Annotated in this window: 27 protein-coding genes and 1 other RNA gene; 9 read left to right on the plus strand and 19 right to left on the minus strand. The window is 55.5% G+C overall.

Annotated elements, in window-relative coordinates:
• Nucleotides 1–267: 267 nt before the first annotated feature.
• Complete coding sequence (gene gltC / locus GT003_RS11415; protein ID WP_161697632.1) at nt 268–1,182, minus strand: glutamate biosynthesis transcriptional regulator GltC; 915 nt, start codon at nt 1,180–1,182, stop codon at nt 268–270.
• A 59-nt stretch (nt 1,183–1,241) separates the two neighbouring features.
• The gene (locus GT003_RS11420; RefSeq protein WP_161697634.1) at nt 1,242–1,856 is read right to left on the minus strand and encodes a rhomboid family intramembrane serine protease; all 615 of its coding nucleotides are present in this window, start codon (nt 1,854–1,856) and stop codon (nt 1,242–1,244) included.
• 99 nt (nt 1,857–1,955) lie between these two features.
• Here GT003_RS11420 and tpx point away from each other — a divergent pair, with 99 nt between their 5' ends.
• Complete coding sequence (gene tpx, locus GT003_RS11425) at nt 1,956–2,474, plus strand: thiol peroxidase (protein WP_161697636.1); 519 nt, start codon at nt 1,956–1,958, stop codon at nt 2,472–2,474.
• A 69-nt stretch (nt 2,475–2,543) separates the two neighbouring features.
• Here the strand turns inward: tpx and GT003_RS11430 are convergent, their stop codons facing one another.
• The 3 genes from GT003_RS11430 to GT003_RS11440 form a co-directional block, all read right to left on the minus strand.
• Entirely contained in the window at nt 2,544–2,936 is a 393-nt protein-coding gene (locus GT003_RS11430) for a DUF1499 domain-containing protein (RefSeq protein WP_161697638.1), read from the minus strand.
• 96 nt (nt 2,937–3,032) lie between these two features.
• A non-coding RNA gene (gene ssrS, locus GT003_RS11435) (6S RNA) lies at nt 3,033–3,215 on the minus strand.
• 48 nt (nt 3,216–3,263) lie between these two features.
• Nucleotides 3,264–4,064: a YesL family protein gene (locus GT003_RS11440; RefSeq protein WP_161697640.1), complete on the minus strand. Its 801-nt coding sequence runs from the start codon at nt 4,062–4,064 to the stop codon at nt 3,264–3,266.
• A 179-nt stretch (nt 4,065–4,243) separates the two neighbouring features.
• On the opposite strand from GT003_RS11440, the gene GT003_RS11445 reads away from it, so the two are divergent.
• Entirely contained in the window at nt 4,244–4,339 is a 96-nt protein-coding gene (locus tag GT003_RS11445; RefSeq protein ID WP_161697642.1) for a YjcZ family sporulation protein, read from the plus strand.
• Nucleotides 4,340–4,425: 86 nt separating this feature from the next.
• Here GT003_RS11445 and cshA read toward each other — a convergent pair whose 3' ends face one another.
• The gene (gene cshA, locus GT003_RS11450) at nt 4,426–6,030 is read right to left on the minus strand and encodes a degradosome RNA helicase CshA (protein ID WP_161697644.1); all 1,605 of its coding nucleotides are present in this window, start codon (nt 6,028–6,030) and stop codon (nt 4,426–4,428) included.
• Between the two features lie 142 nt (nt 6,031–6,172).
• Here cshA and GT003_RS11455 point away from each other — a divergent pair, with 142 nt between their 5' ends.
• From GT003_RS11455 to GT003_RS11465, 3 genes are all read left to right on the plus strand, one after another.
• Nucleotides 6,173–6,997, plus strand: a complete 825-nt coding sequence (locus GT003_RS11455; protein ID WP_161697646.1) for a YitT family protein — start codon at nt 6,173–6,175, stop codon at nt 6,995–6,997.
• Between the two features lie 156 nt (nt 6,998–7,153).
• Nucleotides 7,154–7,348 carry a hypothetical protein gene (locus GT003_RS11460; RefSeq protein ID WP_161697648.1) on the plus strand — a complete coding sequence of 65 codons (195 nt, stop codon included), beginning with the start codon at nt 7,154–7,156 and terminating at the stop codon, nt 7,346–7,348.
• 180 nt (nt 7,349–7,528) lie between these two features.
• Nucleotides 7,529–8,776, plus strand: a complete 1,248-nt coding sequence (locus tag GT003_RS11465; RefSeq protein ID WP_161697650.1) for a putative glycoside hydrolase — start codon at nt 7,529–7,531, stop codon at nt 8,774–8,776.
• A gap of 185 nt (nt 8,777–8,961) precedes the next feature.
• Here GT003_RS11465 and GT003_RS11470 read toward each other — a convergent pair whose 3' ends face one another.
• The 5 genes from GT003_RS11470 to GT003_RS11490 form a co-directional block, all read right to left on the minus strand.
• The gene (locus tag GT003_RS11470) at nt 8,962–9,495 is read right to left on the minus strand and encodes an NADPH-dependent FMN reductase (RefSeq protein WP_161697652.1); all 534 of its coding nucleotides are present in this window, start codon (nt 9,493–9,495) and stop codon (nt 8,962–8,964) included.
• Nucleotides 9,496–9,601: 106 nt separating this feature from the next.
• Nucleotides 9,602–9,808: a DUF3906 family protein gene (locus tag GT003_RS11475; protein ID WP_161697655.1), complete on the minus strand. Its 207-nt coding sequence runs from the start codon at nt 9,806–9,808 to the stop codon at nt 9,602–9,604.
• 129 nt (nt 9,809–9,937) lie between these two features.
• Nucleotides 9,938–10,906, minus strand: a complete 969-nt coding sequence (gene pfkA, locus GT003_RS11480; RefSeq protein ID WP_161697657.1) for a 6-phosphofructokinase — start codon at nt 10,904–10,906, stop codon at nt 9,938–9,940.
• A 41-nt stretch (nt 10,907–10,947) separates the two neighbouring features.
• Complete coding sequence (locus GT003_RS11485) at nt 10,948–12,045, minus strand: tetraprenyl-beta-curcumene synthase family protein (RefSeq protein WP_161697659.1); 1,098 nt, start codon at nt 12,043–12,045, stop codon at nt 10,948–10,950.
• 33 nt (nt 12,046–12,078) lie between these two features.
• Nucleotides 12,079–12,393 carry a hypothetical protein gene (locus GT003_RS11490; protein WP_161697661.1) on the minus strand — a complete coding sequence of 105 codons (315 nt, stop codon included), beginning with the start codon at nt 12,391–12,393 and terminating at the stop codon, nt 12,079–12,081.
• 121 nt (nt 12,394–12,514) lie between these two features.
• On the opposite strand from GT003_RS11490, the gene GT003_RS11495 reads away from it, so the two are divergent.
• Nucleotides 12,515–13,723 carry an MFS transporter gene (locus GT003_RS11495; protein WP_338045917.1) on the plus strand — a complete coding sequence of 403 codons (1,209 nt, stop codon included), beginning with the start codon at nt 12,515–12,517 and terminating at the stop codon, nt 13,721–13,723.
• 192 nt (nt 13,724–13,915) lie between these two features.
• Here GT003_RS11495 and GT003_RS11500 read toward each other — a convergent pair whose 3' ends face one another.
• Together GT003_RS11500 and GT003_RS11505 are read right to left on the minus strand one after the other, a co-directional pair.
• Complete coding sequence (locus GT003_RS11500) at nt 13,916–14,113, minus strand: cold shock domain-containing protein (RefSeq protein ID WP_161697663.1); 198 nt, start codon at nt 14,111–14,113, stop codon at nt 13,916–13,918.
• 76 nt (nt 14,114–14,189) lie between these two features.
• Nucleotides 14,190–14,888: a methyltransferase domain-containing protein gene (locus GT003_RS11505; RefSeq protein WP_161697665.1), complete on the minus strand. Its 699-nt coding sequence runs from the start codon at nt 14,886–14,888 to the stop codon at nt 14,190–14,192.
• Between the two features lie 226 nt (nt 14,889–15,114).
• Here GT003_RS11505 and GT003_RS11510 point away from each other — a divergent pair, with 226 nt between their 5' ends.
• From GT003_RS11510 to pepF, 3 genes are all read left to right on the plus strand, one after another.
• The gene (locus tag GT003_RS11510) at nt 15,115–15,348 is read left to right on the plus strand and encodes a hypothetical protein (protein ID WP_161697667.1); all 234 of its coding nucleotides are present in this window, start codon (nt 15,115–15,117) and stop codon (nt 15,346–15,348) included.
• Nucleotides 15,349–15,446: 98 nt separating this feature from the next.
• The gene (locus GT003_RS11515) at nt 15,447–15,626 is read left to right on the plus strand and encodes a hypothetical protein (protein ID WP_161697669.1); all 180 of its coding nucleotides are present in this window, start codon (nt 15,447–15,449) and stop codon (nt 15,624–15,626) included.
• A 186-nt stretch (nt 15,627–15,812) separates the two neighbouring features.
• Nucleotides 15,813–17,603, plus strand: a complete 1,791-nt coding sequence (pepF, locus tag GT003_RS11520; RefSeq protein WP_161697671.1) for an oligoendopeptidase F — start codon at nt 15,813–15,815, stop codon at nt 17,601–17,603.
• A gap of 138 nt (nt 17,604–17,741) precedes the next feature.
• Here pepF and ssuE read toward each other — a convergent pair whose 3' ends face one another.
• The 6 genes from ssuE to GT003_RS11550 form a co-directional block, all read right to left on the minus strand.
• Nucleotides 17,742–18,302, minus strand: coding sequence for an NADPH-dependent FMN reductase (ssuE, locus tag GT003_RS11525; RefSeq protein ID WP_161697673.1), 561 nt, complete (start codon nt 18,300–18,302; stop codon nt 17,742–17,744).
• Nucleotides 18,303–18,469: 167 nt separating this feature from the next.
• The gene (locus tag GT003_RS11530) at nt 18,470–19,351 is read right to left on the minus strand and encodes an ATP-binding cassette domain-containing protein (protein WP_161697675.1); all 882 of its coding nucleotides are present in this window, start codon (nt 19,349–19,351) and stop codon (nt 18,470–18,472) included.
• A gap of 3 nt (nt 19,352–19,354) precedes the next feature.
• Nucleotides 19,355–22,231 carry an ABC transporter permease gene (locus GT003_RS11535; RefSeq protein WP_161697677.1) on the minus strand — a complete coding sequence of 959 codons (2,877 nt, stop codon included), beginning with the start codon at nt 22,229–22,231 and terminating at the stop codon, nt 19,355–19,357.
• Nucleotides 22,232–22,262: 31 nt separating this feature from the next.
• The gene (locus tag GT003_RS11540) at nt 22,263–23,303 is read right to left on the minus strand and encodes an efflux RND transporter periplasmic adaptor subunit (protein WP_161697680.1); all 1,041 of its coding nucleotides are present in this window, start codon (nt 23,301–23,303) and stop codon (nt 22,263–22,265) included.
• Nucleotides 23,287–23,997, minus strand: a complete 711-nt coding sequence (locus tag GT003_RS11545) for an ABC transporter ATP-binding protein (protein ID WP_161698250.1) — start codon at nt 23,995–23,997, stop codon at nt 23,287–23,289. The genes GT003_RS11540 and GT003_RS11545 overlap by 17 nt, the downstream gene beginning before the upstream one ends.
• A 251-nt stretch (nt 23,998–24,248) precedes the next feature.
• Nucleotides 24,249–25,067, minus strand: a complete 819-nt coding sequence (locus tag GT003_RS11550; RefSeq protein WP_161697682.1) for a DUF92 domain-containing protein — start codon at nt 25,065–25,067, stop codon at nt 24,249–24,251.
• Between the last annotated feature and the right edge of the window lie 126 nt (nt 25,068–25,193).

The following is a 25,193-nucleotide window of genomic DNA, read 5'->3' on the forward strand; positions in this document are numbered from 1 at the left end:
TCCCGTCTTGAATGTGGTTTGCTTACCAGTATCCCCCTGCGGACAATGGTTCAATCCTTAGGGGACAGCTTGCAATGGACGCAAGCAAGATGCGAATTAAGACGCAAAAAAACCGTACAGCGGACCGGGGACGGAACCGTGCACGGCGTCGGGCACATGACACATATCGAACTAGTTTATGGCAAAGTTATACCCATCATAATCATAAGTTGCCATGCTGCTGCTCTACGCTGCAAACAGTCGTCAGAAGGCTGTTCGCTCGGTCGCTCAGTCCAGCCGGCCCCTTGCTTCGACATTCGCGAAGAAGTCGAGCAGGAAACGTTGGAACACTTTGGCAACGAGCGGCAGCTTCTCGTTGGAACGATAGATGAGGCCGATCGTACGCGTGACGCGCGGCGCGCGGACGCGAACCTTGGTCGGCTGCAGCTTGCCCGAGCCTCCCTGAAGAGCCATCTCCGGCAGCAGGCTGACGCCCATGCCGGCGGCTACGAGGCCGCGTATCGTATCGGTCTCCTGCCCCTCGAATCCGATGATCGGCGTAAAGCCGGCTTCCTTGCAGGCATCCCACACGATCGGTCGGAGCGAATATCCATCGCTGAAGAGCACGAAATTCTCGTCCTTCAGCTGAATCAGATCGATCGACGCTTCGTTCGACAGCGGATGGCCGGGCGGCAGGATGGCGAACAACTCTTCCGTCAGCACCGTCTGGCCGGTTACATGAGCATGCATCTCCGGGCAGGGGGATACGAAGGCAAGATCAACCTCGCCCTTCATGACATCCTGAATGAGGGAAGGATACATGCCTTGCTTGAAGCGGAAATTCACGTTCGGATTCTGTTTCCGGAACGCCGAGACGACTTCCGGGATGAGCGATATGCCCAGGCTGTGCGGGAACCCGAGCCTAACCTCCCCTTTCTCCGGATCCAGGAATTCCTGAATCTCCAAGACTGCCCGCTCCAGATCAGCCAGGATCACTTCCGCGCGCTTGAGGAACAACGTCCCGACCGGCGTCAGTTGAAGATTGCGGCCCTTCTGCAGGAACAGCTTCGCCCCGAGCTCTTCCTCCAGCTGGTGAATTTGCCGGCTCACGGCCGACTGCGCCACGTGCAGCTCTTCCGCTGCTTTAGTGACATGCTCTCTTTTTGCTACTTTTACGAAATAATATAATTGTCGAAGCTCCATGACGTCCCCTTTTCTTCAAGATCGGCGCCTCGCGGCCAATCGCCCTTCTAGTCTTGCTCTCAATAGCGTCCGTTTCGTTTGGCGATCAAATACCAATCATAGAGATACATAAGCACGAAGCCCGCGAGCAGGCCGCCAAAATGCGCCCATATGCCGATGTTCGGGACGACGAGCGTATAGATAATCCCAAATACCAAGATGGAATAGACGGTCTTCCGCGAATTGACATCCAGCGAACGTTTGAGCAGCGCCAGGAACAGATACGCGCCGAAGACGCCATAAATCGCGCCGGATGCGCCCGCGCCTGCCGTCGAATGGTCCACGATCACGCTCAGCAGATTGCCGGCTATTCCGCTCAGGAGATAGAACGCGGCGTATTTGACATGTCCGAGCAGCCTTTCCAGCGGCGGAGCGAACACAAGCATGCTGAACATGTTGTAGCAGATATGCTGCAGGTCCAGATGAAGGAAGACGGCCGTCACATAACGCCAAGGCTCATCCAGCGAGAAATAATTATCATGCGGGGAACTATAGAAAAAACCATGCTCCATCAGCTGTCCGTCCAAAAACAGGTGATCGGCGGCATATACGAGGATATTGATGGCGATGATCGCGGCCGTTACGGGAAACATCCGAAGATAGCTTCCGAAGCTCTCATAGCGTAAAAATATCATAGCATTCTCCTTTACGCACTCCTCATTGGACAACGGTAATTCATTATGCTTATAATTATTTGGTAGAAACCAATTCCAATTCAAGGAGGCTATTTAATAATGGCACAAGAACGTACAGGCGTTTCGACATTTAAAGGCAACCCGCTTACGCTGATCGGACCGGAACTTCAGGTCGGCAGCCAAGCCCCGGATTTCCAACTGAACAAATCGCTCGTTGACGTGGTCTCCCTGAAAGACTATGCCGGCAAAGTGAAGCTGGTCAGCGTAGTCCCTTCCATCGACACCGGCGTCTGCGATGCGCAAACGCGCCGTTTCAATGAAGAAGCGAGCAAGTTCGGCGACAACGTCGTCATCTTGACGGTCAGCGTGGATCTTCCGTTCGCGCAAGCCCGCTGGTGCGGCGCCGCAGGCGTGGACCGGGTCGTCCTGCTTTCCGATTACAAGAACAACAACTTCGGCGAAGCTTACGGCGTGCTGATCAAAGAATTCCAGCTCGACATGCGCGCAATCTTCGTGATCGACGCCAACGACACCATTCAATACGTTGAAGTGCTCAGCGAAATGACGGAACACCCGAACTACGAGAACGCGCTGAATGCAGTGAAAGCACTTCTATAATCGAAAACCGATTCGCTAGTCATTATAAAAGCGAGGACAGGGATTCCCTTCCTCGCTTTTTTCTCGTTATTATACGCCGCTCGTTTTGTACTGAGCCAGCTTCTTATCGAGGGTACGGTAGATATCAAGTATAAGGCGATAGTTCGAACCGAGATCCCCGAAGGATCCACGCGAGGCGGAATAAATATCGACTGCCGAGGTCACGGGGTTAACGTTGATGACGGAAACGGTTACATCCATCGTTCGTCCGGTCACGGTGCGTTTCTCGAGCACGATTTCTCCTACGGATTGAACTTCGTGAAGAATTTTGTAGCCTTGCATTTTTTTGAGTGTGGAGACGACTTCTTCCCACGCTTTTTCTCGGGATAGTTTGTAGTAATGGGATTTCAGTAACGGATCTTTCGCTTTATCGCCAGTCAATTCATGACTGCGCAGGAGCCCGATAAGGTTCCGCTTCAACAAAGGTAATCTCCCCCTCCAACGTCTTCTATGTACACTAAGAGTTATCATAGCATAGTTCCGCGCATAAAAAAAAGGGGTTGCCCCCTTTTCATTCATAAGTTACCCGCCATGCCGTCCGACTTGCTTGTTTCTGAACCCGCTCTCGCAGGTGGGTGGCCGCAGAAACGTTTTTGAGATCCCTTTTCGAGGGCCTGTCAGCCGCGTTTCAATGTTAGTCTCCCTAAAAACAGCCATTGGTTCAAAACAAGTGATAAGCCGTAACGCACACCGCAGGATGTATTGCTATTATAGACCGAACCTCGGCAAAAGTAAACGTGACACGCGGCCCTATTTAATGGTTGTGCGCCCGTCTTCTGTATTCGGCAGCATCAGAGCCGCATCTTCTTCAAGACGCTTGCGCTCTTCCTCGGCTTCCGCCTCCGCTGCTTTCTCGGCCTGCAGCTGCAGCTTGGTGTAGATGCCGTAGAAGTTCCAGAAGGCGATTGCCGCGACGATACTGCCGGTAAAGAACGGCACCAGGAACATCAGCTTGGCCGAGCTGAAGCTAATATAGATGACGAATCCGCACATGACAGCCGTCGACAGCGAACGAAGCGGGCGGCCGATCGTGATCAGAAGCGCGTTCTTCAGGAGCTGCAGCGTCTTCATATGGTAATGCACGAGCATCGAGAAGAAGTTGAGCAGCGAGACGCCCACGAGCACGATCAACGCGACGAACAGATACGAGATGATGCCCCACGAGCCCAGCTTGGACAAGTAGACGCGGAAGTCAACGATCAGGATCGCGAAAAGGATCGCATAGAGAATACCGCCGAGCATCGCTTGTTTATAGCTTTCCTTATAGTTCTTGAAGAAGGTTTTCAAGAGCGGCGCATCCACTTCGCCCATCACCCATTTGCGAGCAACGCCGAACATGGCGGCAGTCGCGGGGAACAGCGTAAATGGAGCCAAAATCGCCGATAAAATCAGATTGCTTAGTACCTGATCATTCGTTTCCGCGAACATTACCGGGAATAAAACCAAAATAAACGGAATGGAACAAACGATCCAAAGGATATTTGTTACGGATAACCGCATAATCCATTCCGAGATTTTGTAAAACCCGCCCATCATGCCTCTCATTTCCATTATTGCCGAGTCCCCCTAGCAAGCGATTTCATTTTGTCCTATGTTAACTATAATATAGGCGGCCGGATAAGCCAACGCCCATTTTCGGGAACCTGGGCCAGAGTCTAAACGGCGAATACCCATATGAATACCCTAATGTATCAAGACCGTCTTCATCGGTCATAAGGAGGTTTTCGCTAATGAGCAATGCAGGTCATGGCTTCGGAAACTCTGCCGCCATCATTCTCGTTCTGTTCATTCTGCTCGTCATCGTTACCAAAGGCGTGCTGTACTAACGGATGGATCGCAGGCCGGTTTTAAAAAAAGGCTTCCGTTTATCCGATTGCTCGGTTAAACGGAAGCCCCGGTCAGGTGTTACGGTTTATTCGTCAGCGGAAGGACGCGGACGACGCGGAGCGTCAGAACGGCCTTCGCTGCGGCCTCTGTAGCCGCCGCCACCGGTGCTTGCGCCATCACGGTCACGGTTGTAGCCGCCGCCGCTGGAACTGCGATTGCCGCCGTAGCCGCCGCGGTTGCCGCCGCCGCTATAGCTGCTGCCGCCTTCACCGCGACCACGAGGGCCGCTGCCTGTACGGTTGCCGCCGCCGAATGGACCGCCGGAGAAACGGCGTCCGCTCGTGCGTACGTCCGGTCTGCGTTTCTTCGCGCGAATCGGATCTTCCGGCGTCAGCTCGATGTTCACGTCTTTCTTCTCGCCGGTGATCAGCTTGATCGCTGCAGCCAGCAGATTGACGGAATCATATTGCTCGAGAAGCTGGATGGCGATCGCTTTGAACTCATTGACGGATTCTCCGTCCATGCCTTCAAGAATTCGTTCCGCCGTTACGCGCTGCTTGCCTTCGATCGCTTCAGCGATGCTAGGCAGCGGCTTCTTAGCGATTTTGTGGCGCGTGATTTTCTCGATGAAGTGCATGTGATCCAGCTCGCGCGGCGTTACGAACGACCACGCCGTGCCTTCTTTGCCCGCGCGGCCGGTACGGCCGATACGGTGTACATAGCTCTCCGGATCCTGCGGAAGGTCGAAGTTGATTACGTGCGTTACGCCGGAAACGTCAAGTCCACGCGCCGCAACGTCCGTTGCCACGAGAACGTCGATGCTGCCATCGCGGAATTTGCGCATAACGGCATCACGTTGATTTTGGGACAAGTCGCCATGCAGGCCGTCAGCAGAGTATCCGCGCTTCTGCAGCGCTTCGCTCAACTCGTCGACGCGGCGTTTCGTACGTCCGAAGATGATGGCAAGTTCAGGGGATTCCATGTCGAGCAAACGGCTGAGCGCATCGAACTTCTGACGCTCATGCACTTCGATGTACGCTTGATCGATCGTAGGAGCGCTGACTTGCGTCGGGATAACCGATACATGCTCCGGATTTTTCAAGAACTGATCTGCCAGCTTCCGAATGTTCGTCGGCATCGTAGCCGAGAACAGCATCGTTTGGCGCTCATCGGGTACGAGCGAAAGAATGGACGTGATATCTTCCATGAAGCCCATATCGAGCATTTCGTCCGCTTCATCCAAGATAACCGTTTGGACGTCGTCCAGACGAATCGTCTTACGATTGATGTGATCCAGCAAACGTCCCGGCGTACCGATGATGATTTGCGGTCTTTTCTTCAGCGCGCGAATTTGTCTGCCGATCTCTTGACCGCCGTAAATAGGCAGGGAACGCAGTCCTTTGTAACGTGTAAGCTTTCCGATTTCTTCCGAGACTTGAATGGCAAGCTCGCGGGTCGGAGTCATGATAAGTGCCACGATGCGATCTTCCGTTACCGGAATCTTGTTCACGAGCGGGATTCCGAAGGCAGCCGTCTTACCCGTGCCTGTTTGTGCTTGACCGATCAAGTCGGATCCGGTCATTGCAAATGGAATAGCTTTGGATTGGATCGGGGTCGATTCCTCGAACCCAAGCTCCGTAATGGCTTGAAGCACTTTAGGCTCCAGGCCGAATTCAGCAAATGTTTTCAAACTGTTTCAATCTCCTTCTATCTGCATCCTACAGAAAATATACAGTTCATTATAGCACAACTGTAAATCAGAATACCAGCAAGGACTAAATAGGCATACTAATCGACATTCTTGGCAAAGTGCTTTCGAGGTGAAATCCGACATGAGAACGTCCAGAACTGCGGCAACGACTTTGATCGGCGCCATGCTGATTGCCTTCGGCTTTAACCAGCTGCTCATCCCCCATCAATTGATCAGCGGCGGCGTTTCCGGCATCACCATGATTGTCGGCTACGCCACGGGCCTTAACATCGGCTGGCTATATTTTATTCTAAATGTCCCCGTTCTACTCTGGGGTTGGCGAGAACTTGGAATGCGTTTCGTCGGCTGGAGCTTGGTCGCGGTCGTGGCTACTACGGCGTTCATGCAATTGATTCCGGTCAAGGCCTTGGTCGGGGATCTCATGCTCGGTGCCGTATTCGGCGGCGTCGTCATCGGATTCGGCAGCGGACTCGCGCTGCGCGCCGGCTCTTCTTCGGGCGGCTTCGATATTATCGCGGCCATCGTGACGCGCAAGCGGGATATTTCCATCGGCATGCTTATCTTCGGATTAAACGGATCGGTCATTGCGGCGCTCGGTTTCCTGACGGACGATTGGGATGTCGCCCTCTACTCGCTGCTCTCCATCTTCACGACGGGGAAGATCATCGATCTCATCCACATCAACCACGTCAAAATGACGGCCTTCATCATCACCTCGCAAACCGAGCTGATGCGGGAGAAGCTCATTCCGCTCTACCGCGGGGTCACGGTTATCCGAACTCGAGGCGGTTATACGAATACGGAGTACGACATGCTCATGACGGTAACGACCCGTTATGAGCTGGGCGAGCTGCGCAAAATCATTCTGGCAACCGATCCCAAAGCTTTCGTTAATATCGTGGAAACCGTCGGCGTTCTGGGCGATTTCCGCAAACCGTCCCTGTAAGGACGCTTACCCGAGAACGGGCGGAGGCAAACATGGAATTTTGTAAAGGACCACTAGGTTTTTCAACATTCGGCTGTTATAATAGCAGTATCCCGTACAACACACAGTTTCGTGCCATACGTTTTACCCTCCATTACGATGAAAGGGTGATGCTTCATGGATATGGAAACGGTCAGGCTCGTACAGATTGTGGAGAAGCTAGCACCTGAATTAGTGCCTTTCCTCACGGAGCGGGAATTGAATTTGAATATCGTGCTGCGGGATGGACTGGCATGGTTGGAACCTGAAGACGCGATGGAAATCGTGCAGCAAAGTATCTGCGAGCACCAAAGAGAAGTGCTTTTGCAATAGATCGTCAGAACGAGAACAACAGCTGTTGTTCTCGTTCTTTTTTTGTTTATATACATACGTAAGGGCAGGACATTGCCCGTGCAGCCGCAGCCCGCCTTCAAATTCATACGGAATACCCTGTGTCATTTTCGTCGGCTGCATTACAATGAAATGGATCCCGCAAACGAAGGAGCGAACGCGATGGATGCACTCTTCTCGGCCTTATTATTATTGTTTCATGTCATGTCGGGAACCGGAACGCCTGCGACCGCAGGAACGGAAACAACGGCAGCGCATCAATTGCTTGCTTCCATCTTGACGGCACCTGCCGCTAAGCTGCAGCCAGGCGCATTCGGATCGTCGGAAACGCCGGGAGAGCATCTTCCGGCCGTCACGGACCCGCCAACAGGGAATGCCGGCAATACGGGCAGCGCATTCGTCAAACACGATCCGCAGCCAGGGGCACCGGCGTCCAAAGGCATATACGTAACGGCTTACAGCGCCGGCGGCGCGCGCATGGACTCCCTCCTGAAACTGCTCGACGATACGCCGCTGAACAGCATGGTCATCGACCTCAAGGACGACAACGGCTACATCACGTTCCCGACGTCGAATCCCGATCTGCTCAAGTACGGCAAGCCGCAGAAATTCATCCGCGACATGCCCGCCTTGATGGAAAAGCTGAAGAAGCATAATGTTTATCCGATCGGGCGCATCGTCGTCTTCAAGGATACGGTGCTTGCCAAGAAGCATCCGGAACTGTCCTTCCGGCGCAAGGACGGATCGGTATGGGCGAATGCCAAAGGCGACAGTTTCGTAAACGCTTACCGCAAGGAAGTCTGGGACTATAACGTTGCCGCAGCCAAAGAAGCCGCCAAGCTGGGCTTCAAAGAAATCCAATTCGACTACGTCCGGTTTCCGGAAGGCTTCGAGAACAAAGCGGATTCCCTCGTCTTCGATAAAACGCAGGCGTCGCGCGTGGATACGATCGCGGCTTTCGTAAAGTACGCCAAGGCTCAGTTGGAGCCGCTCGGCGTCCGCGTCTCCGTCGACATCTTCGGTTACGCCGCTTCCGTCCCGGCCGCCGAAGGCATCGGGCAGGATTTCGTGAAAATTTCGAAGTACGTGGACGTCATCGCGCCCATGATCTATCCGAGCCACTACGGTCCGGGCTGGTTCGGCGTGAAGGATCCCGACACGAATCCTTACGCCACGATTAAGGGCGCCATGAAGGACACGCTCAAGAAGCTGAATCCCATCGGCTCCTATAAACCCGTTATCCGGCCTTGGATTCAAGACTTCACGGCGAGCTGGCTCGGCAAAGGCCATTATATCCCGTACGGCAAACCTCAGATCGAAGCGCAGATCAAAGCGCTGCACGAAGCCGGCGTCGATGAATACCTGCTGTGGAACGCCAACAACCGCTACACGGCGGATGCGAACTATTGATTCGGCACGAGAATAGGGCCCCAGCGTTACTGACGCTTTACTGAATTAATGAAAAGTAATAGCCGGCAATCATAAATGACAAAAGAATCCCTGCCGGAAAAAGCTCTGAGGAGCCGAGCGGAATACATTCCGCCTTCGGTCCCGCAGAGCTTTTTATTCATGCCTTATTTATACCTTCCAACATGCTAGGCGCGAAGTTTCGCGGCCAGCTGCAGGAAGTACGTCACCGTCCGATGCACGCGGTTCTGAACATCCGCCGACTCCGGCGTGCCGTCCGGCTTGAACTGGCGCTGCGCGCCGCCGATCGAGATCCATTCCGGCGAATTAATGCCGTGCACGTTGCGTACGATCGTCTGCATATGCTGCAGCGAGCTGACGCCTACCGCGCCGCCAGCCGAGCTTACCGAGAGAACGGCTTTATCGCAGAACTGATCCTTGCCCAAATAGTCCAGCGCGTTCTTCAACACGCCGGATATGCTGCCATGGTACTCGGGCGTGCTGAGCACGACGGCATCCGCGTGCAGGACCGCATCCTGCAATTCGGACGTATTCGGATGCATGTCCTCGTCATCGTCGTTATACAGCGGCACCGGCTTCTCCCGCAGATCGAACAAGGTCACCTCATGACCTTCTTCCTGTATCAACCTTCCGATATAAGCGGAAATTCCCGCACTCGTAGATTCACGACGGGTCGCTCCCGCGATGATCGTAATGCGCATATAAAAAAACCCCTCCACCAAGCCAACTTTACATACATGGTAGTGTGTAAAGTCAATTTGGTCAAGGGAATTATTACCTAAGTAGTTGGTACCGTCCTTTTTCCTTCTATGTCTGATGGGGAACATAATAACCCGCGCCCGTCGCGGTCCGCTTCTTCTCCACGATCGCCGCGGACTTGAGCACGGGCATCTTGAGGTAATGCCGTTCCAATTGGCTGTCTACCGTTTCAAATGCTTTCTCGTCCGTTTCGGCCAATACGATCAATTGCCCCGAAGCGTCCTCGAGTTCGATCTCGATTTTGTATAAAAACATCGCAGCAGCCTCCCTTCTATGTAATAGCCCGCCATAACTGCCTACCGCTCGAACGGCATGAATAAAGCCTCGGAAGCCTCCGCGGACATTCGTCCGGGGTTGGCATGATCCAAGGCTTGTGCCGGCAACCTATTGCGATAGGCGAAGCGCCAAGTTGTAGAGCTCCATGTTGAACGGCTTCTTCGTGTTCACGACTTTATCGATATCCGTCACCGTGAGTACGCCGTTAATGATGCCGCAGGCTTTGCCGGAATCGCCTTCCATGAGCTTGCGGACCGCGAAGTCGCCGAGCTCACTCGCCAGAATGCGGTCCTTGTGCGTCGGGGAACCGCCGCGCTGGATATGTCCGAGCACCGTGACGCGTGGCTCCATGCCGCAGCGCGCCATGATGCCGTCTCCGATCTCTTCGCCCGAGCCCGCGCCTTCGGCAACGATAATAATGCTGTGGCGCTTGCCGGAAGCGAAGTTATCTTTCATCCGGTTCGCGACCGCGTCCAGATCGTACGGCACTTCCGGTACGATAATCGTCTCCGCGCCGCTGGCAAGGCCCGCGTAAAGCGCGATATCTCCGCAATGACGTCCCATAACCTCGACGATCGAGGAGCGCTCGTGCGAGGTCATCGTGTCGCGAAGCTTGTTGATCGCATCGACGACGATGCTGACCGCCGTATCGAAGCCAATCGTATAGTCGGTAAAAGGAATATCGTTATCGATCGTTCCGGGAAGTCCCATCGTCTTGATGCCGAGCTTGGAAAGCTTGTTCGCCCCTTGGTAAGAGCCGTCGCCGCCGATGACGACGAGTCCGTCGATGCCCCGCTCGCGCAGCACCTCCGCGCCTCTTTGCTGCCCTTCGGGCGTCAGAAACTCCTTGCAGCGCGCGGTTTGCAAAATCGTTCCTCCGCGCTGGATAATGTCGCCGACGCTGCGAAGATCCATTTGGCGCAAGTCGTTGTTGAGCAACCCTTGGTAACCGCGCTGAACGCCATATACTTCAAGGCCATGATACAAGGCGCTGCGCACGACGGCGCGCACCGCGGCGTTCATGCCCTGCGAGTCTCCCCCACTAGTTAGAACGGCAATCGATTTTACTGCTGACATTCCTCTTCACTCCTCTATATGATCTATACATAGCTAGTACATCAATTTACCGATTCGCTCGATGATTGGCGCTTCCGGATGATGACGCTGTTCCCCCAGAAGAACAACCGCGTCAGCGGGCTTCTGCGCATCAGCCTTTTGGAGACGAGCTCCACATCCTTCTGGCCGCTCACCTTGGGATCGGACAGGTAGAGCGCGATCAGCCCCTCGATGACCATCCGGTGAAAACGCGAAGCAGGCAGCCTGTCGACGTCCTTGCGGGCATGTTCGACGATGGTTCCGATCCGCTCGATCAGCTCGCTTTGGCTGCCGTAATAATTACAAAAGTTCAAATCGCCGCCGATTCGGTCTTCTTCTTGATCGATCAAATAATCGAGCATGATATGAAGTCCGCATACATGCGGAAAATACGCGCTTCGAATGCGCAGCGCATCCTCAGGCGTACAGTCGCCGTACGAAGCGGTAAGGAACAGCATGAACATGCCCAGGGTCGAACCCGTTGCCGCCGCAAACTCGTTCCACTGCAGGTCCGGCACGGAATGGCGATGCTTCTCCCACCATTCCAGCAGGGCGGGCTCCCGCAGATCCTTCGCGATATGCTTGTACACCTGCAAATCGCCGTAGAGAGCGACAAGCTCCCGCACGTACGAATGAACGACGGCATAAGAAGGCAGCCGCTTCACGTTCGCTTGGCATGTGCGGACAAGCTCGTGCAAATAGCCGCCGTCGTCGTTCTCCGCGCGCAGCGCGTAATAATCGCGCAGAGGCGCATCCGGATCAACCGCATCCAGCATGGATTGGTGGAGCAGGCGGAAGTCGCCGGCATCGAGCGAAGTGCTTCGGTCGCACAAGTTGTCCAAATAGTCACTGATCGTCTGCAGGCAGACGATCAGTGGGACGAGAATATGCCTGCTGTCCAAATGGGCGGCAGCGTAGATGCCGCCACCTTCGCAGTGGAACTGCTTGCTCGTCATGCTGGCGAGCGCTTGAACGCGCAATTCATCATCCGGAATCCGTTCGGCGATGACCCGTAAACGAGCCAGCTCCGCGCGCACTTCCGGCAACACGTATTTGTATACCCTGTACATGAGGGTAACGGGTGTTTTGGGCACTTGGCGGGCCTGCGCTGACAGGTTCATAAATGGGCGCCCTCCTTTAAGCCAATCCGCTAGCTAGGAATGGCGCTTGCTTTCGACGTCCTGGTTCATTCGGTACCATATATGCAAGTCATTGATTCGGCTGGCCAAATCCGCGATGTCCGAATTAATGCCGCAGGAACGCTCAAAGTCTTCTTCCTCGAAGAGCTCTGCCTGCTTCGCATTAATAACGCGTTCGATCGCGATAACCCGTTCGGGAATCGTCCCGCGGATGCCTTCCCACTGCGTCACGATGTATGTTCGTTCCGCTTCGCTGAATCGCTCCCACTCCTGATGAAGCGTCGGGAGCGAGATTCCAAGCCGGTCATCCCATGTAAAGTAATGGTTCACGTCTCAAAACCTCCATCCACTAATGTACCATTTCATAGAGTGTAAATCCAGCGCGAAAACATGTTCCCCATATGCTATACTGGGTTACATATTTCAAGGGCAGATTTGGAGTGACATCATCGTGAATTCGTTGCAATCCCCGGCCCGTCAAGGATCCGGGCAGCCCGCCGCCGCCGCGCGAACGGCAGCAGGCCGCGAAGTGCTCATGCTTCGCATCTTTATGTACATGGTTTATACGACGCAGGCGCTTGTCGTATCCTACTTTCCGCTCTATTTCTTGGACAAGGGCTACAGTCCCTCGCAAATCGGCGTCATTTATTCCATCGGACCGTTTATTTCGATCTTCGCCAACATCTTGTTCGGCACCGCGAGCGACAGGCTTCGGACCATCAAGAAAATCATGACCGTGCTGATGTTCGGACAGTTGGTCATGGTATCGCTGTTGTTCTCCACGGACGCCTTCATCATTGTCTGTGTCATCATGCTGGCCTACTATTTCTTCTATACGCCCGTCAATCCGCTCAGCGACAGCCTGATCCTGTTGTCGAGCCAATACACGTCAAAGCCGTATGCGCACATTCGGATCTTCGGCTCGCTCGGATTCGCGATATCCGCATTCCTGATCGGCCAGCTGCTGAAGGTGACCGGAACCGGTTTTACCATCACGCTTACGGTTATTTCGATTGGCATCACGCTGCTGCTGACCTTTACGCTCCGAGATTATCAAGGCGCGGCGAGTAAAATCAATTTTTCGGGCTTCTTCCAGTTGATCCGCAAGCGCAGCATCATCGTTTACTTCGCCATCATTCTGGTCGTCTCGATCTCGCACCGGATGTACGAAGGTTTCCTCGCCGTCACGATGCGCGACATGGGCGCCAGCGACTCGCTCGTCGGGGCCGCATGGCTCACGTCCGCGATCAGCGAGATTCCGGTGCTGTTCCTGCTCGGCAAATACGGCCATAAATTCAAGGAGCTGCCCCTCCTCGCGATCGCAAGCCTGTTGTATGCGCTGCGCTTCTGGCTGGTCAGCGAGATCACTTCGCCGGGGTGGATTATTCCCATCCAAGCGATGCACAGCGTGACCTTCGGCATCTACTTCGTCACGGCGCTGCGCTACCTGACATCCATCATTCCGGATGAATACCGTTCGTCCGGCCAAGCCGCATACGCCGTCATCTGGAGCGGCTTCGCAGGCGTCATCAGCGGCACGGCAGGCGGAGCCGTCTACGAGGCTTACGGCAAACCGGCCTTCTTCCAGCTCGCGATGGCGCTCGCCCTCATCGCTTCGGCGGCCTTCTTGATCAAACATTACGTCAGCCGCAACGACTAACGAAGCTCGCGCAGAGCGGCTCCGGGCGCTTGGCCGGCCCTTTCCACGCGCTTGCCGCGCCTTTGCAGCGCCATCCGGCGCAAAATCTCCCTCGAAACAAAAAACCCGGCCTACCCGGCCGGGTCATCGTATTGGCGGCAGTTCTCCATGTCATTACTCCATTATAAGAAGCTTCCGGCGGAAGCGGCAATCTTACAATTTAATAACGTTGGCGGCTTGGGGTCCGCGGTTGCCCTGCGTAATGTCGAATTCAACATTTTGACCTTCGTCGAGCGACTTGAAGCCTTCGCCTTGGATAGCGGAATAATGAACGAAGACGTCTTCGCCGTTCTCCACTTGAATGAATCCGTAGCCTTTTTCCGCGTTAAACCATTTTACTGTTCCTTTCAATGCAACAACCTCCCACAGATGAGCACCGTTAACCGGCGGCTTCCTCCATCATATGCCCATAGGGAGCGTTTCGGAATTAAAGGTCGATAAATAGACCAAGCTCCGATCCAGGTATAAACGGCAGCTTGGACCGGAAAAAGCCCGGCGATCCGCCTTGCCCGCGAATGGTCTCCAGCAGCTCATCCATATGCGCGTACGGCGTCCAATTAAGCGACATGATCGGATAAACCCGAATCGTTCCGCCCGGCCGGCAGACGCGCATCATCTCGAGAACGGCTTCGCGGTGGAATTCATGACCGAACTGCTCTTCGTAAAGAAATAAAAAATGACTGCAAAGCACGATGTCGAATGCATCCGTATCGAACGGAAGCTTCGGCAAGGCTCCCGCCACATAGCGTCTCTCGCGTACCGCAGGATCGGCGATGTGCGCCGCGAACCGTTCCAGCGAAGCCTCGCGCTGCGCGCGGTGGTTCGCCAGTCCGCCATAGTAGCTGAAGTCGAATTTGTCGGCCAGCTTCTCCAGCTTGGCCGTCGATGCCGCGATTTCTTCCCGGGCTTCCTTGACCAGCGTCTCGCCGTCGAGCGCGTATCGCGGATCCGCGGCATAGGCGTCAAGCTTCCTCGTGACTGCGTCCGCAGTAAACGAAGAAGCTCCTCCGGCGATATCCAGCAGCCGTCCGGTCAGTTCCTGCTCGCTGAAATCGAACATGCGCATGTACTCCTCGAAGCTGCGGCATGTCACGGCAACTCCAACCTGCTCGTAACGTTGACTCATTTGTTCATCTCTCCTCGTCTCATCTCGTCTCATCTCGACTACGCTTCCGCTCGTCTTGGCGCTGCTCAGCTCTTCTTGATGCTGCTCAGGCCCTCCCGGTATGCAGATAAACCAGCGTCCTTCAATCGGGATTCCATATTTTAGCACGGGATCCATTTGATTTCTACCCTGATTTTTGGCTATCATGGTAGGATACACAAGCTATATTTCCGAAAGGGTGGTCCTTATGTTTAAGAAAGTACAAATCTATAAAACCGACAAATACAACATGCTCTCCGTGGAGGTACAAGGCAAAACGCTGATCGTGCGCGAAATCTCCGACCAATGGGGCGAAGAATGCCACACGTTCGTCAGCCGTCCGGAAATGCTGCACTGGGCCGAGAACCGCTTCCGTCTCGCGGATTACGCGGGCAGGGAAGAAGAACGCGCCGAGATTCTCGCTAATTTCCGGGAGGTTTAGCGAAAGCCTTCCTCCCTGCAGGAGGAATATGGAACTCGTTTAGCGAACATAACCGTAGGTAAACATGCATAGGTTGTGCGGAGGGGAGCTCTAATCAGATGGATACGACATCTACGATTATTTTCATCATCGCTGCTTTTTCGCTGGGCGGCATCATTCTCATGCAGCGAAACAACATTCCCGCAAGCCTGCGCAGGGGCATGGCCATCGCGGCCATCGTCTTTATCGCCTTTGCATTTTTCTTAGTCGTTTACAGCTTGACGACCATGGGTTCATAACGAACGCGCAGCCGGGTCACACTAAGAGGCAACTTCTGTCAAGGGAGCGTGACCTCCGGCATGAAATGGCTGCCGATCGTTCTATCGTTCTCGCTGCTGCAGGGCAGCGCGGACCGCTTGCTTACGCAAGCAACCCATGCCGCACTATCCGATTCACCATCCAAAACCGAGGCGAGGAGGGTTCCTATGAACCACGTACCGAAGCGATCCGAAATCGCACCCGAATACCGTTGGAAGCTCGAGGACTTATTTGCGGATCAATCCGCATGGGACAAGGAATACGCGCAGGCCAAAGAGCAAATGAAGGGCGTAGAAGCTTTCCAAGGCAAGCTGGGCGATCCGGCGCAATTGAAAGCCTGCTTCCAGCTCGAAGACGATCTGTCGCTCAAAATCGAACGCCTCTACGTATACGCCAACATGAAGCATCATGAGGACACGGCCGAGCCCGTCTTCCAAGCCTTGTCCGAGAAGTCCAAGAAACTGAGCGTCGAAACCGGCGAAGCGCTTTCCTTCATTACTCCCGAGGTGCTGAGTCTCTCCGATGAAGCGCTAAGCGCGATGATCGAGAATCTGGACCTCGCGAAATACAAGCAAACGCTTGAAGAAATGCGCCGTCAAAAAGCGCATGTGCTCTCCAAATCGGAGGAAGCGCTGCTCGCGCAGGTCGGCAACATCAGCCAGGCGCCGAGCACGATCTTCAGCATGCTGAACAACGCCGACCTCAAGTTCCCGAAAGTGAAGGACGAGAACGGCGAAGAAGTCGAGCTGACCCAAGGCCGCTACATACAGTTTCTCGAAAGCAAAAACCGCGAAGTGCGCGAAGCCGCGTTTAAAGCGATGTACGACACGTACGGCAAGCTGAAGAACACGATCGCCACCACGCTGAGCGCCAACGTGACGAAGAACATTTTCTACTCGCGCGCCCGTAAATACCCTTCCGCCCTCGAGATGTCCCTCTACGGGGATAACATCCCGAAGGAAGTCTATACGAACCTGATCGGCGCCATCCATAAGCATCTGCCTCTGATGCACCGCTACATGGAGCTGCGCAAGAAGCTGCTGAAGGTCGACGAGCTTCATATGTACGACTTGTTCGCTCCGCTCGTAGACGAGTTCAAAATGGATATTACCTACGAGCAGGCCAAAGAAACGGTCAAAGCAAGCTTGAAGCCGCTTGGCGAGGATTATCTGAGCGTGCTCCAGGACGGCTTCGACAACAGCTGGATCGACGTGTACGAGAACGAAGGCAAACGGAACGGCGCCTACAGCTGGGGCGCTTACGGCACGCATCCGTACGTGCTGCTGAACCACAAGGACAACCTGAACAGCATGTTCACGTTGACGCACGAGATGGGTCATGCGCTGCACTCGTACTACTCCGACGGCAACCAGGATTACCGCGACGCGCAATATACGATCTTCCTTGCCGAGGTCGCGTCGACGCTGAACGAAGCGCTTCTCATGGATTACATGCTGAAGAAATCGACCGACCCGAAGGAAAAAATGTACCTGCTGACGTACTACGCCGACCAATTCCGAACGACGGTATTCCGTCAAACGATGTTCGCGGAGTTCGAGAAGCTCATCCACGAGCGCGCGGAGGAAGGCGAGTCCTTGACGCCGCAGGATCTCAGCAAAATCTATTACGATCTTAACAAGCTCTACTACGGCGACGGCATGGTCATCGACAAGGACATCGAAATGGAATGGGCGCGCATTCCGCATTTCTATACGAGCTTCTACGTCTTCAAATACGCGACGGGCTTCTCCGCGGCGACGAGCTTCTCCAAGCAAATCCTGGAGGAAGGCGCTCCGGCAGTCGAGCGTTACCTCGGCTTCCTGAAGAGCGGCGGAAGCGACTATTCCATCAACATCCTCAAGAAAGCCGGCGTCGACATGTCCTCGCCGGAACCGATCGAGGAAGCCATGAGCGTATTCGAAAGCTTAATCGAACAAATGGAGCAGCTGACGAAATAGTCGGTTCGACGAAAACGAAAAAAGCAGCGGAATGCCGGATAAGCCCGGCACCGCTGCTTTTTTGCGTGGTTGCTTGTCGCTAGTTGCTTGTTACTTGTTCAGGCGAAACATCGCCGTTTCCCCTGTTGACGCCAAGGTTTACGCGTTCGGAATGATGGACGGCTGCTTCAGCAGCAGCGTCGTTTCCGCGAACGAAGCGATCGCCGCGTTCAACCGTTGAGCCAGCTCTTCTTCGATGATGAGCGATCCGTCGTCGGTTTTGAGGATTTGCGAGTCTACCGCATAGACGCCCGTCTCTACATGCTTCACATAAAGCGCGGACAGCAGCGGCTTCAGGGAGTAATCGATGGCGAGCAGATGCGCGATCGTTCCGCCGATAAAGAGCGGCAGCACGATTTTGCCGGCCAGGCCTTTTTGCGGGAGCAGATCCAGGAAGGTCTTGAGCACGCCCGTGTAGGAGGCTTTATAGACAGGGCTAGCGACGATAACCGCGTCGGCTTCCGCCACGAGGCGGCTTGCTTCGGAGATGGCCGGGCTGTCGTAACGGGCCTTAATCAAATCTTCCGCGGGCAAGGACGCTACATGCAAATGCACGATGTCCCAACCGAGCGAAGCGAGCTTCTCTTCCGCGTAAAACAGAATGCCGTTCAACCGGGAAACCGGATTCGGGCTTCCGTTAATGATGATCACTTTCGGCATATCGCAATTCCCCCTTGTAGATCCATGAATAGCTTCATTATATAACCATTATTCCCATACGTAAACTATGATTTAAACCAGTCCTGCTTCAACCACAAAGGAAAGACCGCTTTCTTCGCGAAAGCGGTCCGATGCTGCGGATTCGTTGAAGCTGCGGCACGAAGCGGTCAGGATTCCGGCGGATAGATGATGATCCGCCCGTCTTCTTTCTCGACGCGCACTTTATTCTTCTCCTTGAATTCTTCGGCTTGCAGGTACGTGGACGGAATCTGCAGACGCCCTGACTTATCGATGACGGCATATTCCACATGACTCTCTTCCCCGGCTGCGGCTTCGCCGTTCTCAAGCGCCGCAAGTTCCTCCGCATACGACTGGCGCCTGATAATCTCCGAGGACGTCTTGCCATCGCGGATGGCCACGACGCGGTCCACCTTCCTCGCCAGCAGCGGGTCATGCGTAACGATGACGATCGTGATGCCGATGCTGCGGTTCAGCTCACGGAATAAATCCAGGATCTGATTCGACATCTTCGTATCCAGCGACCCTGTCGGCTCATCGGCCAGCAGCAGCTTCGGCTCGTTCGACAGCGCGATGGCGATGGCTACGCGCTGCTGCTCCCCGCCGGAAAGCTCGCTCAGCCGGTTCTTGATCCGGTGGCTGAGGCCGACGGCATCCAGCAGCTCAAGCGCCCGTATCCGTTTGCTCCGGCCTCTCAGCAGCATCGGCAGCTCCACGTTCTCGAGCGCCGTCAAATACGGAATCAAGTTACGGGCGTTGTTCTGCCATACGAAGCCGACGGATTCGCGTTTATACTTTACCAGGTCGCGTTCCGTGAACTTCAACAAATCCTTCTCGTCCACGAGCAGCTTGCCCGCGGACGGTCTGTCAAGTCCGCCGAGCATGTTCAGCAGCGTCGATTTGCCGCTGCCGCTGTTGCCGATGATCGCCATCAGCTCGCCGGCCTCCACGTGCAGGTCCAGCCCTTGCAATGCGACGACCTCCAGGTCGTCGGTCTTATAAATTTTCACAAGCCCGTCGCAATGGATCATCGTTTATTCCTCCCCTAGCTTCAGCGCCTGCGTAATCTTCATGCGCGAAACCCGGACACCGAGCACGGCAAGGCCGATCGCCAGCATGAAGCCGACGACGCTGTACAGCTGCACGTAATCGCTGAGCTGCCGAACGATCGAGAACGGCGGCACTTGGTCAGATGCGTTGAACGACAGCTGGAACAGCGGCACGAACAGGCTGCTGACGGTATTGCCGATCACGACGCCGAATAGAATGGCCGCCGCCGAGGTCAGCAGCTGCTCGCTTAGAAGCATGCCGATGATTTGCCTGAACGAGATGCCCATCGCCCGCAGGATGCCGAACTGCAGCGTTCTGCTCGAGAGCGTAAGCACCCAGAACAACAGGAATCCGAAGAAGCTGATCAGCATCGAGATCACGAAGCCCAGCGTCATGACGCCGTTAATGGCCAACCGGAACGGATCGTTTTTCGACCGGATCAACAGCTGGTTGGCGTCGACGAGATTTTCGATCGGGATTTCCTTCTTGATCAAGTCGTCATAGATCACTTTGCTGCCTACGCCGTCCTTCAGCTTGATCCATACTTCGTACGGTTCCAGCGCCAGATGGTTCTGAATGTACGGGAGCTGACCGACGATGAGATTCGGCAGGCGAACGTTCGGATCGCTCTCGTCGCCGGACATCGGGAGCGGGCTCCAGCCCGGCCAATAGTCGACGATGCCGTATACGATGAAGTCCGCGCTGTCGAGTCCTTCCCATTTCGCGGAGATGGTGTCGCCGGTCTTGACCTTGAATTGCTTCGCCATGGAACGCGACACGAGTACCGCTTTCGGATTGGAGGCAAGCAGATTCAAATAGCTGTTGAGCGGATATTGCAGCAGGCCGCCGCGCATCCATGCCACTTTGCCGAAGTCGTACGTATCGATGCCGTATAGGGTGGCTGCGCCGTTCTGTCCGCCTGCGGCAAAGCTGGCGTCGTCCTTCCTGAACACGCGGGCAGCCGAATCCACGCCCTCCAGGCCGGTCATCGTGATGAAAGAAGGCTCCGTATAGGTGACGACCTTCGGCGCGGCAGCCGCCGTATCCCCTTCGGGAGCCGCTGCTTGCGGCGCGCCCGGAGGCGGCGGAGGCGGCTTGTCATTGTCCCAATGGACGGACAGCTGGATATCGGAGCCGGTCGTATACTGAATCCGGTCTTCCATGTTTCCGTTAATGGTCCGCGCGGCATTCGCGCTGAACAAGCCCGTCGCGATCGTCATGATCAGAAACACCTTGATGGTTAAGTATTGGGACGAAGAACGGCTGATTTGCAGCAGCGTGGAGTATAAAGCGGGCGTCCACCATTTGCGGCCGATCCAAAATACCAATTTGATGAACCACGGGTAAATCCGAAGGATAAACAATCCCGCCCCCAGCGAGAAAACCGCCGGCATGAAGAACATCAGCGGATCCACCTGAATGGAGGTCGGATCAAGCGCAAGCTTCTTCAAATCGGTTAGCTGGTTGTTGAAACGGTACAGCATATAGATCGAGATGCCCATCAAGATGAAATCGGCGCCGATCTTATGCCAGAACGACAACTTGGTCATCCGTGCCATCCGCTGCTTGTGTCCGACGATCGTCACCTTCGTTGCCAGGAACGCCGGGATCAGAATCAGCACGATGGAACCCGCGACCGCAGCGGCCGCGATCCGGTAGGCCAAGCTGTTCAAAGCGACATCCAGCGAGGCGCGCTGGACGAACTCCAGAAACCCGCTGGACGCGCCGAGCAGCTTCGTAAAGTAAACTCCGATGAAGGGTCCCGCCGCCAAGGCCAGCACGCCGAGCATCACGCTCTCGATCAGGAAGACGGACATGATCTGCATCCGGCTCGCGCCACGGCTCCGGAGCACCGATATCTCCGTCTTCTGCCGATCGATAATGAGATTGGCCGCCATGTACAGGTAGAAAGCAAGCATGAACATTACCGGCGAATACAGCGACCACAGCATGAGATTCAACTTGTCTTTCTTCTCCGTATACGTCGCGATCGGATTTTTGGCCGGCATCTCGACGTTGCCGATTCCGATGCGCGTGTTGAAATACGTCGTCATGGCCTTGAACTGCGCCAAGTACGTTTCGATATGGTCAATATTCATTTGTTCGTAGTCAAGCGAATACTGCCATGCCAGAACCGAGAGCTTGAGCGGTCCTTGTTGGTCGACGAAATCATGATTGAACTGCTCGAACGGAATAAAGAAGGCCGAATTGCTCGAATCCACGTTGTATTGATCGTAGGCGGTCGTTTGCTTGGATTCCACGATGCCGACCGGAATGATTCGAATGGTATCGCCCGTATCCTTGTTGGTATACAGAAGCTCTTTGCCGAGATCGCGCTTCAGATCGATGATGAACTTCTGCGTGACGAGCGCTTCATACACGCCGTCGCTGCGCTTCGGATCCGGCAGCCGTCCGTCGATGATCTTCACGCGCTTCTCAAGATCCGATACCGTCCGGAAGCTTCCGGACACCGTCATTTCCCGTTTCTCTTGATCCGATGCGTCCGCAGGCAGCACTCTGAACGACTGGGTGCTGCGCGAGACGATGAAAGCCTGCGAATCCAAGCCCAGCCTGCGCGGGGCATCTTCCATGTACCGTTCCGCCTTCTGGATCAGCGAATGCGTCGTCTCGAACGAACGGCCGCCGGAAACGGACGTCGTGGCCCTCAGCAGGCCGGGGTAGACGTTTTGGTCCTTCTGCAGCTGCTGCAGTTCTTTGAACAAGGTACGCTGCAAGATCGCGTGCGAGTACAGCGGCATGGAGCTGAAGAGCGCCACGCATATCGTAAGTCCCAGCCAGAGATTCAGCTGAAGCCAGCGGTTCTTCGCCATTTTCCGAAAAATCATCGTTATGATTGCCATTGTTCCACCTCTTCCCACCTGTCGACCGGGATTAGTTATTCAGAATTACTTTCATGCCTTCTTCTAATCCCTTCACGATCTCGACGTCCGTCTGCGTCATGACGCCCGGCTCGACATCGACTTCCTTGCGGCGATCGCCGTCGGCCACCTGCACGTAGGTACGTCCCAGATACGTGCGCAGTCCGCTCCGCGGAATGACGATTACGCCTGTCTTCTTCTCCAGCCCGATGCGGATTTCGACGGATTTGCCGATTTCAAGCTTGACGGACGGATCCGTCACCCCGACGTAGAGCATCTTCGTATTACGATCGTCGATATCCTTGTTGCCGGTAAGCGGAGCATCCATCGGTCCCTGCAGCACCTTGCCGGCTATTTTCTTGTCGTCCAGCGTAAGCTCGACCGGCATTTCCCGCTCGATCCCGGAAATTTTCTTCCCGTCTTCTCCGGCATATATGAGGTAGGTCTGCTTTGGATCGGCGATAGCCACGAGCGGCGTATATCCGTTCACGCTGTCGCCGGACATCTTGGTATCCGCGTACGAAATGACGCCTGCGATCGGAGCGGTCAGCTTCGCGGAGTCCAGCTGCTGCTGCATGGAATCCAGCGTAATCTGTTCGCGCTCGACATCGATCTGCTTCATGCGCAGGTCGGTTCCCGTCGCCCCGTCGCGCCGCGCACTGTTCAGGGCAAGCTGCGCGCGCTCCAAGTTCAGCTTCTCCAGCTTCACTCTCAAGTCCAGGTCGCCCCTGTCCAGCTCGGCGATCAGCTGTCCGGCCTTGACCTCGTCTCCCTGCGTGACGTAAAGCTCCTTCAGCCTGCCGCTTTCTTTATAAAATAACGGTACCGTATGGCTGGATGCGACGGCGGCCGTGCCCGAAAAATAACGTTCGATCGTGCCTTTCTTCACTTCGACGGCGTCGACTTTCTCCTCGGCCGGCTTGATAAGCGGCGGCTGCAGCGTCTTCTCGGTCGTCGGCAGGAGCGAACAGCCGGAAAGCATGGCTGCGGCAAGAATCGCGGCAGCAGCTTCCTTCGCGCGGCGTTTCAGGCGGCGTTTAGACGTTTGGCTCAACGACAATCTCTCCATCCTCCAATGCAATAACATGATCAACGATTTCCATAATGCCGGGGTCATGCGTCGTCATGACGATCGTCATGCCCAAATTTTCGACGAGATCGCGAAAAACTTTAATGACCTGCAGCCCCATGCGGCTGTCCAGCTCGGCAGTAGGCTCGTCCGCGAGCAGCAAAGCAGGACGGTGGGCGATCGCCCTGGCGATCGCGACGCGCTGCTGCTCGCCGCCGGACAGCTCCGGCGGACGGTGCTTCATCCGCGACTTCATCCCTACCCAGTCCAGCGCCTGCTCCGCCCGCTCCTTATGCAGCGCCGGATTGCTGCCCGCGATGCGCAGGCCGAACTCCACGTTCTCGTAAGCCGACATGAGCGGAATCAAGCCAAAAGCCTGGAAGACGAGACCCAGATGGGTTCTTCTCCACGTGCTCCGCTGTTTCTCGGGCAGCTCGGAGATGACCCGCCCGTCATAATAAACCTGGCCTTCCGTCGGCTGATCCAGCGCCGCAAGCAGGTTAAGCAGCGTCGTCTTCCCGGAGCCGGAACGTCCCTTGAGTGCGATCATCGAGCCTCGACGAATGCTGAGATCGATATTTTTGACAGCGGTTACAGCATTGTCTCCACGACCGAACACCTTCTTCACGTTCACCGCTTGCAGCAAAACTTGCGCAATCGGCGTTTCCGCCGCTACGATTGACACGTTTGGTCATTCCCCTTCCGCAGCCATGAATTCGTTTACATGAAACCGTTTGATATGTAAATTTTTTACTATAAAAGTAAGGATACCCGTGGTGCATCACCCTGTCAACCTGCATCCCTATTCATTTACAGGGGTAAAAGTATGTTTTCGGCAGGAGATTGCCGGTGTATTGGGATGTCATATCCAGCACGTGCATGTTTTGCGCCGGGAGGCGCGGTGCCGGGGGCATAGCGAGCGCCCGTGCCTTAGGCGAAGGCGCAGCCGATCCCCCACGCCAGCAAGCCGGCCACCGCGGACGACGCGAGATTGACCGCGTCGTTCGTCATGACGGCGAAGCCGCGGATCCGTACGGACGCGGCGCCGCAATGCGCGGCGCGCTCCGTCTCGCTGCCGCATCGCGGGCAGCGGTACATCGCCTGCACGCTCGCGCCGAGCAAGGAATCGGCGAAGGCACCGGCCGTGCCGGCAATGGCCGCGGCGGCGAGCAGCATGCCCGGCCCGGCGCCGTCCGCTGCCGGCGAGAGCACGGCAGCGCACGCGCCGATGAAGGCGGCGCCGGCGAGCGCGGCGGCGCTGCCGAGCAGCGTGACGCCGCCGCTCGTGCCGGCCGGGACGCGCCGGCCGGTGAGCAGCGAACGCGGCGTCCGGCGGCTCAGCGCGCCGATTTCCGTCGCCCATGTATCCGCATTGACGGCTGCCATCACGCCGGCGAAGGCATACAGCCAGCCCGCGGCCGGCCATATCGCATGGCCTGCGCAGAGGAGCAGTCCTAATCCGCCGTTCGCCCACACTTGCATGGCATCGCGTCTGCCGCTCTTGGCATAGTTCGCTTCGGCTGCAGCCTTCTTCGCATGCCTTCGCTTCCATTTGGACCAGAGCGTCGAGGACAGGAAGAACGCCAGCAGCGTAACGATCCAAAACGGTCCGCCGAGCATCGCGTAGCCAGCGCCCATGATCGCAGCCGACGCAGCCCCGGAGCCGGACAGCGAGCGAAGCCGGTATGCTGTCGTCGCAATCAGAATACCTCCCAGCAAACTGGCCGATGGCCTAATCCAATCCTCCATATGCAACTGCCTCTTTCTTTCCATAAGTGGATTGATTTATTTTTATTTCTTCGCCTTTGTCCAACGAAAAATGTCGAATTTTGTCTTATACCGGAGTAAAAAGCAGGAATTTGACAATTTCTGTTG

Origin of the sequence: Paenibacillus sacheonensis (genome assembly GCF_009909195.1) — a bacterium.
Classification (GTDB): domain Bacteria; phylum Bacillota; class Bacilli; order Paenibacillales; family Paenibacillaceae; genus Paenibacillus_Z; species Paenibacillus_Z sacheonensis.

Bases quoted from the DNA above. Each gene is read 5' to 3' on its own strand.
- gltC (WP_161697632.1), bottom strand. From the start codon at position 1,182: ATGGAGCTTCGACAATTATATTATTTCGTAAAAGTAGCAAAAAGAGAG.
- GT003_RS11420 (WP_161697634.1), bottom strand. From the start codon at position 1,856: ATGATATTTTTACGCTATGAGAGCTTCGGAAGCTATCTTCGGATGTTT.
- tpx (WP_161697636.1), top strand. From the start codon at position 1,956: ATGGCACAAGAACGTACAGGCGTTTCGACATTTAAAGGCAACCCGCTT.
- GT003_RS11440 (WP_161697640.1), bottom strand. From the start codon at position 4,064: ATGGAAATGAGAGGCATGATGGGCGGGTTTTACAAAATCTCGGAATGG.
- GT003_RS11445 (WP_161697642.1), top strand. From the start codon at position 4,244: ATGAGCAATGCAGGTCATGGCTTCGGAAACTCTGCCGCCATCATTCTC.
- GT003_RS11455 (WP_161697646.1), top strand. From the start codon at position 6,173: ATGAGAACGTCCAGAACTGCGGCAACGACTTTGATCGGCGCCATGCTG.
- GT003_RS11460 (WP_161697648.1), top strand. From the start codon at position 7,154: ATGGATATGGAAACGGTCAGGCTCGTACAGATTGTGGAGAAGCTAGCA.
- GT003_RS11465 (WP_161697650.1), top strand. From the start codon at position 7,529: ATGGATGCACTCTTCTCGGCCTTATTATTATTGTTTCATGTCATGTCG.
- GT003_RS11470 (WP_161697652.1), bottom strand. From the start codon at position 9,495: ATGCGCATTACGATCATCGCGGGAGCGACCCGTCGTGAATCTACGAGT.
- GT003_RS11475 (WP_161697655.1), bottom strand. From the start codon at position 9,808: ATGTTTTTATACAAAATCGAGATCGAACTCGAGGACGCTTCGGGGCAA.
- pfkA (WP_161697657.1), bottom strand. From the start codon at position 10,906: ATGTCAGCAGTAAAATCGATTGCCGTTCTAACTAGTGGGGGAGACTCG.
- GT003_RS11485 (WP_161697659.1), bottom strand. From the start codon at position 12,045: ATGAACCTGTCAGCGCAGGCCCGCCAAGTGCCCAAAACACCCGTTACC.
- GT003_RS11505 (WP_161697665.1), bottom strand. From the start codon at position 14,888: ATGAGTCAACGTTACGAGCAGGTTGGAGTTGCCGTGACATGCCGCAGC.
- GT003_RS11510 (WP_161697667.1), top strand. From the start codon at position 15,115: ATGTTTAAGAAAGTACAAATCTATAAAACCGACAAATACAACATGCTC.
- GT003_RS11515 (WP_161697669.1), top strand. From the start codon at position 15,447: ATGGATACGACATCTACGATTATTTTCATCATCGCTGCTTTTTCGCTG.
- pepF (WP_161697671.1), top strand. From the start codon at position 15,813: ATGAACCACGTACCGAAGCGATCCGAAATCGCACCCGAATACCGTTGG.
- ssuE (WP_161697673.1), bottom strand. From the start codon at position 18,302: ATGCCGAAAGTGATCATCATTAACGGAAGCCCGAATCCGGTTTCCCGG.
- GT003_RS11530 (WP_161697675.1), bottom strand. From the start codon at position 19,351: ATGATCCATTGCGACGGGCTTGTGAAAATTTATAAGACCGACGACCTG.
- GT003_RS11535 (WP_161697677.1), bottom strand. From the start codon at position 22,231: ATGGCAATCATAACGATGATTTTTCGGAAAATGGCGAAGAACCGCTGG.
- GT003_RS11550 (WP_161697682.1), bottom strand. From the start codon at position 25,067: ATGGAGGATTGGATTAGGCCATCGGCCAGTTTGCTGGGAGGTATTCTG.